This window comes from Delftia sp. WY8, from assembly GCF_018437695.1.
Classification (GTDB): domain Bacteria; phylum Pseudomonadota; class Gammaproteobacteria; order Burkholderiales; family Burkholderiaceae_C; genus Comamonas; species Comamonas tsuruhatensis.
Genome location: NZ_CP049795.1, coordinates 4,139,280 through 4,151,968, shown reverse-complemented (window position 1 = coordinate 4,151,968; position 12,689 = coordinate 4,139,280). Strand labels below are relative to the sequence as shown.

The window sequence follows — 12,689 nt, the reverse complement described above, 5'->3', positions numbered from 1 at the left end:
CCGCCGCAAGCGACGGGCTCAGGCCTGGGCCGGCGCTCCCAGGCGTTGGGACAGGCTGCGCGCCTGGGCCTGCAGCAGCCGGGCCGGCCGGCCCTGGGGGTCCAGGTCCAGCGTGGCCGAGGGGCCGATGGCGGCAATGGCCAGCACCAGCTGACCAAAGCCGTCGAACACCGGCACGGCCAGCGCGCTCACGCCTGACAGCAGCTGGTTCTCGACCCGGCTCAGGCGGCTGGCGCGGATGACGGCCAGCTCCTTTGCAAAGGCGGGCTCCTCCAGGCTGTGGCCTTCCGCGTCCAGCAGGGGCGCAATGCGCCCGGGCTCGCCAAAGGCCGCAAAGATCTTGCCCGTGGCCGTGTGGCGCAGCGATGCGGGCGTGCCGTGGCGCATGGCCACATAGACATGGGTGGGCCCCTCTTCCACGCGGATGATGGTCGGCCCCTGGCCGCTCCACATGGCAATCGACACCGTGCTGCCCACCTCCTGCGCCAGCGCGGGCAGCTCGGCGATCGCCAGGCGCACGGGATCGGCCTGCTGCAGGCTGATCAGCCCCATCTGTATGGCCAGCGGCCCCAGGCCGTAGTGGCCGCTGGCGCGGTCCTGCTCCATCAGGCCCAGTTTGCAAAAGCTCACCAGGTAGGGGTGGGCCTTGGCCGCCGTCATCTCGGCCTCGCGCGCCAGATCCTTGAGCGCCATGCGCCGGCCCGTGCGTGCCAGTGCCTTGAGCAACTGGCCGCCGACTTCCACGCTCTGGATGCCGCGCGGGCCGCGCGCGGGCTCGTCATCGCTGCTGTCAGGAAGGAAGACGGGGCTGTTCGGGGAAGAGGCGGCATCGGACATGGCAGGCATTGTGAAGGCTGGAACCCGGAGTTTGCGGCTCCGAGGGTTTTTCACTATGCCAAACGAATTGTTCAATGTTGAATTTTTCCCTAGCATTCAGGCATTCGATAAAAACAAATGCGTTTGTCCATTTCAAAAGCAGGATGCCCATGACCACCAAGACCTTTGCCTCCGCCGCCGACCTCGAAATCAAGCAGGTCAGCTTCGACAAGCTCTCCGAGCACGCCTACGCCTACACGGCCGAGGGCGACCCCAACACCGGCATCATCATTGGCGACGACGCCGTGATGGTGATCGACACCCAGGCCACGCCCGTCATGGCGCAGGACGTGATCCGCCGCATCCGCGAGATCACCGACAAGCCCATCAAGTACGTCACGCTGTCGCACTACCACGCGGTGCGCGTGCTGGGCGCCTCGGCCTTCTTCGCGGAAGGCGCCGAGCACATCATTGCCAGCCAGGACACCTATGACCTGATCGTGGAGCGCGGCGAGCAGGACAAGGCCAGCGAGATCGGCCGCTTCCCGCGCCTGTTCCAGAACGTGGAAAGCGTGCCCGACGGCATGACCTGGCCCACCCTGACCTTCACCGGCAAGATGACGCTGTGGCTGGGCAAGCTGGAAGTGCAGATCCTGCAGCTGGGCCGCGGCCACACCAAGGGCGACACCGTGGTCTGGCTGCCCCAGGACAAGGTGCTGTTCAGCGGCGACCTGGTGGAGTTCGGCGCCACGCCCTATGCGGGCGATGCCTACTTCCAGGACTGGCCGCACACGCTGGACGCCATCGCCGCCCTGCAGCCCGAAAAGCTGGTGCCCGGCCGGGGCGCCGCGCTGCAGACGCCGGCCGAGGTGCAGGCCGGCCTGGCCGGCACGCGCGACTTCATCAGCGACCTGTGGACCGAGGTCAAGGCCGGCGCCGACGCCCAGCAGGACCTGCGCAAGGTCTACGAGGCCGCCTTCGCCAAGCTGCAGCCCAAGTACGGCCAGTGGGTGATCTTCAACCACTGCATGCCCTTCGATGTGACCCGCGCCTACGACGAGGCCTCGGGCCATGCCGACCCGCGCATCTGGACCGCCGAGCGCGACCGCCAGATGTGGGAAGCGCTCGAAGGCTGAACCACGGCGGCGTGCCGGTCCTGAGCACCGGCACGCCTGCCCATCGCACCCGCCCGCGCACCGGCATTCCCTGATGCCGGCGGGGATGGCTGCGCCTTTTCTCTCTCATACGCCCACGACAGAGGACGAACCCCATGTCCCACCCCGCCATCTCCTTGCAAGCGCTGCGCGGCAGCGGCGCAGACATACAGGCCATCCACATCCCCTACGAGCGCCATGCCGACCAGGACGCCGGTGCGGACACGCCCGCCCGGCATCCCGTGGTCATCGTCGGCGCCGGCCCCGTAGGCCTGTCGCTGGCCATCGACCTGGCCCAGCGCGGCCAGCGCGTGGTGCTGCTGGACAACGACTGCCGGCTGTCCACGGGCTCGCGCGCCATCTGCTTTTCCAAGCGCACGCTGGAGATCTGGGACCGCCTGGGCGTGGGCCAGGCGATGGTGGACAAGGGCGTGTCCTGGAACCTGGGCAAGGTCTTCTTCAAGGACCAGCCGCTGTACCGCTTCGACCTGCTGCCCGAGGACGGCCACGAGCGCCCGGCCTTCATCAACCTGCAGCAGTACTACGCCGAGGCCTACCTGGTCGAGCGAGCCCTGCAGCTGCCGCTGATCGACCTACGCTGGCACAGCAAGGTCACGGCACTCGAACCGCAGGCCGAGGGCGCCCTGCTGACCGTGGAGACGCCCGACGGCAGCTACCGCATCGATGCGCAATGGGTCCTGGCCTGCGACGGCTCGCGCTCGCCGCTGCGCGGCCTGCTGGGCCAGGAAAGCCATGGCCGCATCTTCCGCGACCGCTTCCTGATCGCCGACGTGAAGATGCATGCCGAATTCCCCACCGAGCGCTGGTTCTGGTTCGACCCGCCCTTCCACCCGGGCCAGAGCGTGCTGCTGCACCGCCAGCCCGACGATGTCTGGCGCATCGACTTCCAGCTGGGCTGGGACGCCGATCCCGAGGAAGAGAAAAAGCCCGAGAACATCATTCCCCGCATCCGCGCCCTGCTGGGCAAGGACGCGCCCTTCGAGCTGGAATGGGCCAGCGTCTACACCTTCGCCTGCCTGCGCATGGACCGCTTCGTCCATGGCCGCGTGGTCTTTGCGGGCGACAGCGCCCACGGCGTCTCGCCGTTTGGCGCACGCGGCGCCAACAGCGGCGTGCAGGATGCCGAGAACCTGGCCTGGAAGCTGGACCGCGTGCTGCGCGGCCAGGCCGATGCATCGCTGATCGCCACCTATGGCGCCGAGCGCGAATACGCGGCCGACGAGAACATCCGCAACTCCACGCGCGCCACCGACTTCATCACGCCCAAGAGCGAGATCAGCCGCCTGTTCCGCGACGCCGTGCTCGACCTGGCACGCGACCATGAATTCGCGCGCCGCATCGTCAACAGCGGGCGGCTGTCCGTGCCGGCCACGCTGCATGGCTCGGCGCTCAACACGCCCGACACCGACACCTTCGACGGCACCCAATTGCCCGGCGCCGTGCTGGCCGATGCGCCCATGCGCCGGCCCGGCGTGGACGGCACGGCCTGGCTGCTGCGCGCCCTGGGCCCGGACTTCACGCTGCTGCACTTCGGCCCCACGCCGGCCTGGGCGCAGGCGCTGCCCGGCGTGCTCAACCTGTCCATCGCGACAGAGGGCGAGGCCCATGCACCAGACGCCGACCTCATCGATGCGCGCGGCCTGGCGGCCAGACGCCTGGATGCGCGCCCCGGCACCAGCTACCTGCTGCGGCCCGACCAGCATGTCTGCGCGCGCTGGCGCCGCCCCGACGAGGCCGGCGTGCGCGCCGCTCTCCAAAGAGCCTGCGGCGCCGCCGCCACGGCCTGAACCTCTTACGCCCCATCCACAGGAGACCGCCATGCTGCTGTCCACCCACCCCAACCTGCAGGCCTGCGACGATTTCTACGAAGCCCTGATCGCCACCCACCAGGGGCTCGACACCGCGCAAAGCCATGCCCTCAATGCCCGCCTCGTGCTGCTGCTAGCCAACCACATCGGCCACCAGGGCACCTTGCTGCATGCGCTCGAACTGGCCCGCGCCAGCGCAGGACTTGCCCCTGCCGGCGCGGACCCCGCCGAGCGCGGCGCCGTGACACCGGTCGCCCCGGTGCACGCGGCCGCCTGAAGCCGCGCGCCGCCGCCCGCGCGGCGGCCTGCCATCCCCACAAAGGCGCCCGCCTCACACCTTGGACATCTCACAAGGGCGCCGCATACAACATGGAGACAAGGATGCAACGCAAGCAGTTTCTGGCCGCACTGGCCTGCTCGGGCCTGGCCCTGGCCGCAGGGCCTGCCGCCCTGGCACAGGACAAGCCCCTGGAATGGGTCGTCGGCTATGCGGCCGGCGGCGGCTCGGACGTGGTCGCCCGCGTCATCGCCGAGGCCATGGGCCGCAACCTGGAGCGGGTCATCGTCATCAACAACAAGCCCGGCGCAGGCACCAACATCGCGGCCGAGTACAGCGCCCGCTCGCGCGACCACGGCAACCTCATGTTCACGGCCGACTTCGCCACGCTGGCGGCCAACCCCTTCCTGTTCAGCAAGCTCAACTACAACGCCGAGCGCGACTTCAAGCCCGTGGGCATGCTGGTGCGCTTTCCCATGCTGCTGGTGGTCAACAACGAGGTGCCCGCCACCAACCTCGCCGAATTCCTGGCCTGGGCCAAACAGCAAAAGACCGGCGTGAGCTGGGGCTCGGCCGGCCTGGGCAGCCCCCACCACCTGGTGGGCGAGCTGTTCCGGGAGCAGGCGGGCCTCACCAACATGACCCATGTGCCCTACCGCGGAGCGGCCCCTGCCGTGCAGGACGTGGTCGGCGGCCAGATTCCCGCCATGTGGGCCGACAGCGCCACCATCATTCCCTTCCTGAGCGAGAAAAAGCTCAAGGCCATCGGCGTGGCCAGCCCTGCGCGCGTGGACGTGCTGCCCCAGGTCGCCACGCTGCAGGAGCAGGGTCTGAAAGGTTTCGAGGGCTATGCCTGGCAGGGCATCGTCGTGCCCACGGGCAGCTCGGCCGAGGTGGTCAAGAAGTTCAGCCAGTCGCTGCAGCAGGCCCTGGCCGACACCCGCACCAAGGCACGCCTGGCCGCCATGGGCGTGGAGCCCATGCCCGGCAGCGCCGAGCAGATGGGCCAGTTCGTGCGCGCCGAGCGCGGCAAGTGGGGCCGGGTGATCGCGACCAACAACATCAAGCTGGACTGAGCGAGCCCTCGCCGCCCCGAGCGGCGATGACTCCATGAAAGTGCCCGACCTCAGCAGGCCCTTGCGCCGATGGTCGGCACTTCCAGCAAATCCAGGGGACAGATGCCGCCTTGCTGGGAATTCCCGTGCGCTCCAGGCAAGACATCCACAGTGGCAAAGCCCCGTTCAGCAAATCCACCACACCTCCCAGACGGCTCTACCTGGCAAGCCTTTACCTTTCCAAGCTTGCGGGCGCAGGACCGCCCGGCCCGCCCCTGGTTCCCAAGCCTTCGGATCACCAGCGCATGGCGTTCATGGTCATAGGCAGCGGTCCTCTACCTGGATCTCAGGTCGAATGGCGTCTCCGGTGCGCCTTTGGGAACCGCAACCTGTTTCGGTCTTGCCATGGATTGACAGATGTGCCTAGGGTTCAGCCCATGGACCATTTCCAAATTAGACGGCCGAGCGCATACACCAGCGCGTGGCATTGACGACTTGCACAACTCGCCCTCTCGCCCAGGCTCCGGAAATCCGTCCCCATCAGATAACGGGCGACAACCCTCCTTTTCACACACCTCCCTGTCAACCAGGGCGTGCATTTGCCTACCTGTGGCGGTGCTCTTGCCAAGGCAGCGTTCATAACGCCACTCACGGATTTATCCGAGCAAATCCTGTGAAATATCAGAATATTCTTATAGGCTGCGTCCTCATTTTCAGATTCAGCCGTATTCCATACATCCCCCAAAAAACTTCCAATACACCTTTCCCAGAAAATAACAGAGAAAAATTAAAACACCCTTCTCACTTCAAATTCTGCGTTTTCTTAGAATTTTTCAAGAGCAATTCGGGATTGCAAAGTATAAATCGCAAGGGAAAATCATCTCAAAAGCCCAATCTCTGGAAAAATCTCCCGGCATGGCAAGGAAATTTCAGGCAGCGTATTGCGATGACAAACGAGCTATCAAATCGCGTGGAACAGAATCATTGCTCCGGCCAATGTGCATGCAAACCTTCAACAAAGAAATTGGTAGATATGTCTTCGAACAATAATATGATCATATTAGTGGCAGTCTTGATCACCACTGCCTCGGCAATAGGCTTATATGTCTACCTAGATACCAACTCATCGGAGCCCATCAATCCGCAGACGGGTATGCTGGCAAGCGAACACAGGGCGCCATCCTCAACGGCGCAAGGCACTGCATCGATCAGCATGGAGGAACTTCTCGAAAAAAAGAAACAAGCAGTTTTCAGCTACTCCAGGGAGGGAAATTTCCCTGACACTCGTGCTCGTCTGAAAAATTCCTTCGACGATAAAACCCTGACCGCAAACGAGTATTACGGCGAATTGGCCCATATGCTTTCAATCTCGGCGGATGCCCCTGCAAGTATCATCAAGGAAGTTCTGGAATCAGGAAATAAATATGGCCGTGATGTACTGCTGGGCAATCTAGGCAGCAACCTTGAACTGCCCAACAGCATCTCCGCTGCCGAGAGGAATGCCATTTTCGACATGGTAAACGGCGCCAAACCGGAATTGGGTGGTGGTATCCATGAACTGGGATTTTCAGATGTCTTCAGATATGAGGATTGGCTGAAATCCCTCAAGGCGTATGCTCCTGACGAAGCGATTTTTCATAAAACGCTTGAAAATCTCATTCAAACAAGGATGGCTGACCCCAGGGAAATGCTGGCGCTGCAGTCCGCATTTCGGGACGAAAAATTCTTGAACCACATAGACCCCATCGCCCGCAAAAGATACTTGTTTTATATTTCGGGATACATCAAAGACTATCCAGGCAACAGCGTCGCCCAAAGCATCAACAAGGCAAGGCAGGATTATCTGGATGAGATGAAGCGCTGATGCTGGCGGTGGATTGAATTGGATGACTTGGCGGCATGCCTGTATGTCACGACCACAACCACAGTCACCAGAACCAGACAACAGCGCTCACTCCACTCACTTATGCGGCCACCGCCTCCGCACTGCGCCCCATCCCCAGATAGGTATCGATGATGCGCCGGTCGTGCAGCAGCTCCCTGGCCGCGCCGCTGAGCGCCACGGCGCCCATCTCCAGCACGTAGGCACGGTCGGCCACCTTGAGGGCGGCGCGCGCGTTCTGCTCGACCAGCAGCACCGAGACGCCGTGGTCGCGCAGGCCGGCCACGACCTGCAGCACCTCGCGCACGATCAGCGGCGCCAGGCCCAGCGAGGGCTCGTCCAGCAGCAGCAGGCGCGGGCGTGCCATCAGCGCGCGGCCGATGGCCAGCATCTGGCGCTCGCCGCCCGACAGGGTGGAGGCCATCTGCGGGCGCCGCTCCCTCAGGCGCGGAAAGATGGCGAAGACCTCGTCCATGCGCTGCGCCTGGTCGCGCAGGCCCCGGCGCCAGCGCGAGAAGCCGCCCAGCAGCAGGTTGTCCTCCACCGACATCTCGCCGAACAGCTCGCGCTTTTCGGGCACCAGGGCCACGCCGTTGGCCACCATGACCTCGACGCCGGGGCGTGCGATGCGCTTGCCGTCCAGATGGATCTCGCCGCGCGAGGGCAGCAGGCCCATGGCGGCCGACAGCAGCGTGGTCTTGCCCGCGCCGTTGGGGCCGATGACGGTGACGATCTCGCCGCTGCGCACATCCAGATCCACCTGGTGCACGGCCTCCACGGGACCGTAGGACACGCTCAGGCCCTTGAGCTGCAAAAGGGTGTCGCTCATGCCGTCTCTCCGGTTGCCTCGTCGTCGTCGCCGCCGCCCAGGTAGGCGTCCAGCACGCGCTGGTTGACCTGGATCTGGGCCGGCGTGCCTTCGGCGATCACGGTGCCGAACTCCAGCACCGTGATGCGGTCCGCAAGATTCATGACGAACTCCATGTCGTGCTCCACGACGAGAATGCCCAGCCCCTCGGCGCGCAGCTGGCGCAGCAGGTCGGCCAGGGCCTGTTTTTCCAGGTGGCGCAGGCCGGCTGCCGGCTCGTCCAGCAGCAGGGCCGCAGGCTGTCCGGCCAGGGCGCGTGCGATCTCCACGATGCGCTGCTGGCCCAGGGCCAGCGAGGCGGCCGGCACATCGGCGAAGGCGCCCAGGCCGCAGCGCTCGATCTGGCGGCGCGCCTCGGCCAGCACCGAGGCCTCCTCGGCCCGGTCCAGGCGCAGCATGGAGGCCAGCCAGCCCCGGTGCGCACGCCGGTGCGCACCCACGGCCACGTTCTCCAGCACGCTGCGCTGGCCCAGCAGGCGCACATGCTGGAAGGTGCGGCCCAGGCCCAGGGCGGCGAAGCGGCGCGAGGGCGCATCGTTCATGGCCTGGTCCATGAAGCGCACCTGGCCCTCGGTGGGCGAGTCCACGCCCGAGATCATGTTGAAGAAGGTGCTCTTGCCCGCGCCGTTGGGGCCGATCAGCGCATGCACCTCGCCGGCCTTGAGCGTCATGGCCACATCGTTGTTGGCCACCAGGCCGCCGAAGCGCTTGGTCACATGCTCGGCCGCCAGCAGCACCTGGCCCGCCGCGGGCAGCGCGCGCTGCGCCAGCGGCGCAGCGTCCGCCAGCTTCAGATCAGACACGGGTCGGCGCACCCAGCGCGCCGTGAGCGCCTGCAGCGTGGGCCACAGGCCTTCTGCAAAGCGCTGCAACACCAGCACCATCAGCAGGCCGAAGACGATGACCTCGAAGTTGCCGCTGGTGCCCAGCAGGGCCGGCAATATGTCCTGCAGCTTTTGCTTGATCAGCGTGATCAGCGTGGCGCCCAGCACCGCGCCCCACAGGTGGCCGGCGCCGCCGACCACGGCCATGAACAGGTACTCGATGCCCACGTTCAGGTTGAAGGGCGCCGGGCTCACGAAGCGCTGCATGTGGGCGTAGAGCCAGCCCGAGAGCGTGGCCAGCAGGGCCGCCAACACGAAGAGCTTGACGCGGTAGTGCGCCGTGTCGATGCCCATGGACTCGGCCATGACACGGCCGCCGCGCAGCGCGCGGATGGCCCGGCCCTCGCGCGAGTCCAGCAGGTTGTGCAGCAGCCACAGCGCCACCAGCAGCACGGCCCAGATCACCACGCCCATGGCGCGCGGCGAGGCCAGCGAGACGCCACCGATCACCAGCGGCGCAATGCCCGTGATGCCGGTCTGCCCGCCCAGGAATTCCATGTTGCCGAACAGGTAGTACAGGCTCAGCCCCCAGGCGATGGTGCACAGCGGCAGGTAGTGGCCCTGCAGCTTGACCGTGACCGCGCCCAGCAGCCAGGCCACGACGAAGGTGATGAGCAGGCCCAGCGCCAGGCCCACCCAGGGCAGGCCCGCCGCGCCCACCAGCCCGCCCAGCGCCGCCACCGAGGCCGGCGCCGTGCAGACCCAGGCCGTGGCATAGGCGCCGATGCCCACGAAGGCCGCCTGGCCGAACGAGGTCATGCCGCCCACGCCGGTCAGCATCACCAGGCCTGCCGCCACCATGGCGAACAGGCCGATGTAGCTGAGGATGACGACGGTGAAATCGGGCAGGAAGCCCCAGGACGCGGCCAGCAGCGCAATGGCGGCCACCGTGAGCACGCGCGTGCTGATGCCGCCCGAGGCGGCCTTGGCAGGCGCCGCGGCCTGCGAGGAAACGGGGGCGCTCATTCTTCTTCCTCCACATGGTGGCTATTGCGCGATCGCCACCACAGCACCGGGATGATCAGCGTGAACACCAGCACCTCCTTGTAGGCACTGGCCCAGAACGACGAGAAGGCCTCCAGCAGCCCGACCAGCAGCGCGCCGGCCAGGGCCAGCGGGTAGCTGGCCAGCCCGCCCACGATGGCGGCCACGAAGCCCTTGAGGCCGATCAGAAAGCCGGTGTCGTAGTACACCGTGGTCAGCGGCGCGATCAGCAGGCCCGAGATGGCGCCGATCAGCGCGGCCAGCGCAAAGCTCACGTCGCCGGCCATGGCCGTGGGAATGCCCATGAGGCGTGCACCCACGCGGTTGATGGCCGTGGCGCGCAGCGCCTTGCCGATCATGGAGCGCTCGAAGAACACGAACAGCAGGGCCACCAGCACCAGGGTCACGCCCACCACCACCAGGGACTGGCCCGAGATCGTGATGTCGCCCAGGCGCAGCTGCGCCTCGGAAAACGCGGGGGTGCGCGAGCCTTCGGCACCGAAGAACAGCAGCCCCAGGCCGACCAGCACGCCGTGCATGGCCACCGAGACGATGAGCAGCATCAGCACCGAGGCATGGGCCAGCGGCCGGTAGGCCAGGCGGTACAGCAGCGGCCCCATGGGCGTGATCAGCACCAGGGTGGCCAGCGCCTGCAGCATCAGCGAGGACGGGCGCAGCCCCCAGGCCAGGGCCACGGCAATGGCCGGCAGCGCCAGGCACCACAGGAAGGTGGCGGGCCAGCTCACCTGGCTGCCCGCGCGCCAGCGCAGCAGGTCCACCACCAGCACGGCGGCGGCCAGGGCCAGCAGCAGCCACAGCGTGGTGGGCACGCGTCCGGCCTGCATCATGGCCAGGGTGAGCGCGCCGAAGGCGACGAACTCCCCCTGCGGGATGAAGATGATGCGGGTGACCGAGAACACCAGCACCAGGGCCAGCGCCATCAGGCCGTAGACGGCGCCGTTGACGATGCCGTCCTGCCCCAGCAGCAGGGCGATTTGCAGATCCATGATCGACTTTCGAGCAGACGCGGCCAAGCGCCACAGCGGCCGCCACCAGGCGCGGCAGCCGCTGCGGCCTCAGACCTGCAGGTTCAGGGCTGGTACTTCCAGGTACCGTTCTCGATCTTGACCATGACGGCCGCGCGCTGGTCCAGGCCCAGGTGGTCGGTGGGCGTCATGTTGAAGATGCCGTGGGCGCCGGCCACGTCCTTGGTCTGCTCCAGCGCATCGCGCAGCGCGGCGCGGAACTCGGCCGTGCCGGGCTGGGCCTTCTTGAGCGCGGCGGGAATCGCCGCTTCGAGCACGCGGCCCGCATCCCAGGAATGCGCGCCAAAGGTCGAAGCCGTGCCCTTGCCGTTGGCGGCCTCGTAGGCCTCCACATAGGAGACGGCGGACTTCTTGACCGGGTTGCTGTCGGGCAGCTGGTGAGCCACCAGCACGGGGCCGGCGGGCAGCAGCGTGCCTTCCACATCCTTGCCGCCCACGCGCAGGAAGTCGGCATTGGCCACGCCGTGGGTCTGGTAGATCTTGCCCTGGTAGCCGCGCTCCTTGAGCGACTTCTGCGGCAGCGCGGCCGGCGTGCCCGAGCCGGCGATCAGCACCGCATCGGGCTTGGCCGCCATGAGCTTGAGCGTCTGGCCCGTGACCGAGGTATCGCTGCGCGAATAGGCCTCGGTGGCGGTGAGCTTGAGGCCCTTGGCCTCGGCCACCTTGCGGAATTCCTGCAGCCAGCTTTCTCCATAGGCGTCGTTGAAGCCGATGTAGCCCACGGTCTTGATGCCGGCCTTGGCCATGTGCTCGCCGATGGCGGCGGCCATCATGGCGTCGTGCTGGGGCGTCTTGAAGACCCAGAACTTCTTGGCATCCACGGGCTCGACGATCTTGGCCGAGGCGGCCAGCGTAATCATGGGCGTCTTGGCCTCGGAGACCACGTCCACCATGGCCAGGGAGTTGGGCGTGATGCTGGAGCCCAGGATCACGTCGACCTTGCTCTCGCTGATCAGCTTGCGCGTGTTGGCCACGGCCGCCGTGGTGTCGGAGGCGTCGTCCAGGATGATGTAGTTGACCTTCTGGCCCGCCACCGTGCGCGGCATCAGCGCCACCGTGTTCTTTTCGGGAATGCCCAGCGACGCGGCCGGCCCGGTGGCCGAGACCACCACGCCCACGTTGATGTCGGCCAGGGCCGAGCCCCAGACCGTGGCCAGGGTTGCGGCCAGCAGGCCCAGTTTTGTCATGCGCTTCATGTCTGTCTCCTTTGTGTTGGATGGGGCGCGGTGCCGTCAGGCGCCACAATTTACCGTGGTAACTATTTTTTTGCCAGCGGTTTGATGCACGGGTTTGCCTGGGGTCTGCACGGCAGGCAAGCCTCCGAGGAACAGGTCGGCCACCACAGGGGCCATGGCCTCGTGGTCCAGCGTTCCGTCGGGCCGCAGCCAGGTGAACATCCAGTTCATCATCCCGAACAGCAGCATGGCCAGCGCCTTGGACAGGCCCGCGCCGTCGGCGTCCGGCCGCAGCTGGGCCACCGCCTGGGCAAAGGCCTCGACCACGGCGCGCTCCTTGCCCACCACGCGCTGGCGGTCCTCGTCCTGCAGGAAGCGCACGTCCTCGGTCAGCACGCGGTGGGCATGCCGGGCATGGGCGTACTCCTGCACGAAGCGCTCGATCAGCATGCGCAGCCGTGGCTCGGGCGGCAGGCCCATGGCCTGCACCTCGTCCACCAGGGCCTGCAGCCGCGTCATGTGGCCGTCGGTGATGTCCACCAGCAGCGCGTACTTGTCGCGGAAGTAGTGGTAGATGGTGGGCTTGGACAGGCCGCAGGCCTGGGCCACCTCGTTCATCGAAGTGCCGGGGTAGCCGCTGCGCGCGAACAGCGCGGCGGCATGGCCCAGGATCAGTTCGCGCTGGTCGTCGTATCCGGAAGATCGGCCTCGGGCCATGG

Annotated in this window: 11 protein-coding genes; 5 read left to right on the top strand and 6 right to left on the bottom strand. The window is 66.5% G+C overall.

The genetic code is table 11. The features are described 5' to 3' along the window. Positions 1-18 precede the first annotated feature (18 nt). Positions 19-837: an IclR family transcriptional regulator gene (locus tag G4D77_RS19140; protein ID WP_376753368.1), complete on the bottom strand. Its 819-nt coding sequence runs from the start codon at positions 835-837 to the stop codon at positions 19-21. Positions 838-986: 149 nt separating this feature from the next. Between G4D77_RS19140 and G4D77_RS19135 the strand changes: the two genes are divergently transcribed. The 5 genes from G4D77_RS19135 to G4D77_RS30900 all read left to right on the top strand — a co-directional run bounded on the left by G4D77_RS19135 (position 987) and on the right by G4D77_RS30900 (position 6,995). Then, on the top strand, positions 987-1,952 hold the full coding sequence (locus G4D77_RS19135) for an MBL fold metallo-hydrolase (RefSeq protein WP_043790848.1): 966 nt from the start codon (positions 987-989) through the stop codon (positions 1,950-1,952). 134 nt (positions 1,953-2,086) lie between these two features. After that, positions 2,087-3,778, top strand: a complete 1,692-nt coding sequence (locus G4D77_RS19130; protein ID WP_034368449.1) for an FAD-dependent oxidoreductase — start codon at positions 2,087-2,089, stop codon at positions 3,776-3,778. A 31-nt stretch (positions 3,779-3,809) separates the two neighbouring features. Then, positions 3,810-4,076: a DUF2783 domain-containing protein gene (locus G4D77_RS19125; RefSeq protein WP_013800326.1), complete on the top strand. Its 267-nt coding sequence runs from the start codon at positions 3,810-3,812 to the stop codon at positions 4,074-4,076. Between the two features lie 104 nt (positions 4,077-4,180). Beyond that, positions 4,181-5,152: a Bug family tripartite tricarboxylate transporter substrate binding protein gene (locus G4D77_RS19120; protein WP_154833303.1), complete on the top strand. Its 972-nt coding sequence runs from the start codon at positions 4,181-4,183 to the stop codon at positions 5,150-5,152. Between the two features lie 652 nt (positions 5,153-5,804). Beyond that, complete coding sequence (locus G4D77_RS30900) at positions 5,805-6,995, top strand: hypothetical protein (RefSeq protein WP_227740887.1); 1,191 nt, start codon at positions 5,805-5,807, stop codon at positions 6,993-6,995. 100 nt (positions 6,996-7,095) lie between these two features. Here G4D77_RS30900 and G4D77_RS19110 read toward each other — a convergent pair whose 3' ends face one another. The 5 genes from G4D77_RS19110 to G4D77_RS19090 form a co-directional block, all read right to left on the bottom strand. Then, on the bottom strand, positions 7,096-7,842 hold the full coding sequence (locus tag G4D77_RS19110) for an ABC transporter ATP-binding protein (protein ID WP_099751709.1): 747 nt from the start codon (positions 7,840-7,842) through the stop codon (positions 7,096-7,098). Beyond that, positions 7,839-9,731 (bottom strand): branched-chain amino acid ABC transporter ATP-binding protein/permease, encoded by a 1,893-nt coding sequence (locus G4D77_RS19105; RefSeq protein WP_126313025.1) that lies wholly within the window; start codon positions 9,729-9,731, stop codon positions 7,839-7,841. Before G4D77_RS19105 ends, G4D77_RS19110 begins: the two co-directional genes overlap by 4 nt. Then, on the bottom strand, positions 9,728-10,756 hold the full coding sequence (locus tag G4D77_RS19100; protein WP_012202505.1) for a branched-chain amino acid ABC transporter permease: 1,029 nt from the start codon (positions 10,754-10,756) through the stop codon (positions 9,728-9,730). Before G4D77_RS19100 ends, G4D77_RS19105 begins: the two co-directional genes overlap by 4 nt. A gap of 83 nt (positions 10,757-10,839) precedes the next feature. Further along, entirely contained in the window at positions 10,840-11,991 is a 1,152-nt protein-coding gene (locus G4D77_RS19095) for an ABC transporter substrate-binding protein (RefSeq protein WP_016454722.1), read from the bottom strand. Positions 11,992-12,027: 36 nt separating this feature from the next. After that, positions 12,028-12,687: a TetR/AcrR family transcriptional regulator gene (locus G4D77_RS19090; protein ID WP_016449263.1), complete on the bottom strand. Its 660-nt coding sequence runs from the start codon at positions 12,685-12,687 to the stop codon at positions 12,028-12,030. Positions 12,688-12,689: the final 2 nt, after the last annotated feature.

Coding starts and splice junctions, on each gene's coding strand:
- G4D77_RS19130 (WP_034368449.1), top strand. CDS start 2,087: ATGTCCCACCCCGCCATCTCCTTGCAAGCGCTGCGCGGCAGCGGCGCA.
- G4D77_RS19095 (WP_016454722.1), bottom strand. CDS start 11,991: ATGAAGCGCATGACAAAACTGGGCCTGCTGGCCGCAACCCTGGCCACG.
- G4D77_RS19090 (WP_016449263.1), bottom strand. CDS start 12,687: ATGGCCCGAGGCCGATCTTCCGGATACGACGACCAGCGCGAACTGATC.
- G4D77_RS19140 (WP_376753368.1), bottom strand. CDS start 837: ATGTCCGATGCCGCCTCTTCCCCGAACAGCCCCGTCTTCCTTCCTGAC.
- G4D77_RS19105 (WP_126313025.1), bottom strand. CDS start 9,731: ATGAGCGCCCCCGTTTCCTCGCAGGCCGCGGCGCCTGCCAAGGCCGCC.
- G4D77_RS19110 (WP_099751709.1), bottom strand. CDS start 7,842: ATGAGCGACACCCTTTTGCAGCTCAAGGGCCTGAGCGTGTCCTACGGT.
- G4D77_RS19135 (WP_043790848.1), top strand. CDS start 987: ATGACCACCAAGACCTTTGCCTCCGCCGCCGACCTCGAAATCAAGCAG.
- G4D77_RS19120 (WP_154833303.1), top strand. CDS start 4,181: ATGCAACGCAAGCAGTTTCTGGCCGCACTGGCCTGCTCGGGCCTGGCC.
- G4D77_RS19100 (WP_012202505.1), bottom strand. CDS start 10,756: ATGGATCTGCAAATCGCCCTGCTGCTGGGGCAGGACGGCATCGTCAAC.
- G4D77_RS19125 (WP_013800326.1), top strand. CDS start 3,810: ATGCTGCTGTCCACCCACCCCAACCTGCAGGCCTGCGACGATTTCTAC.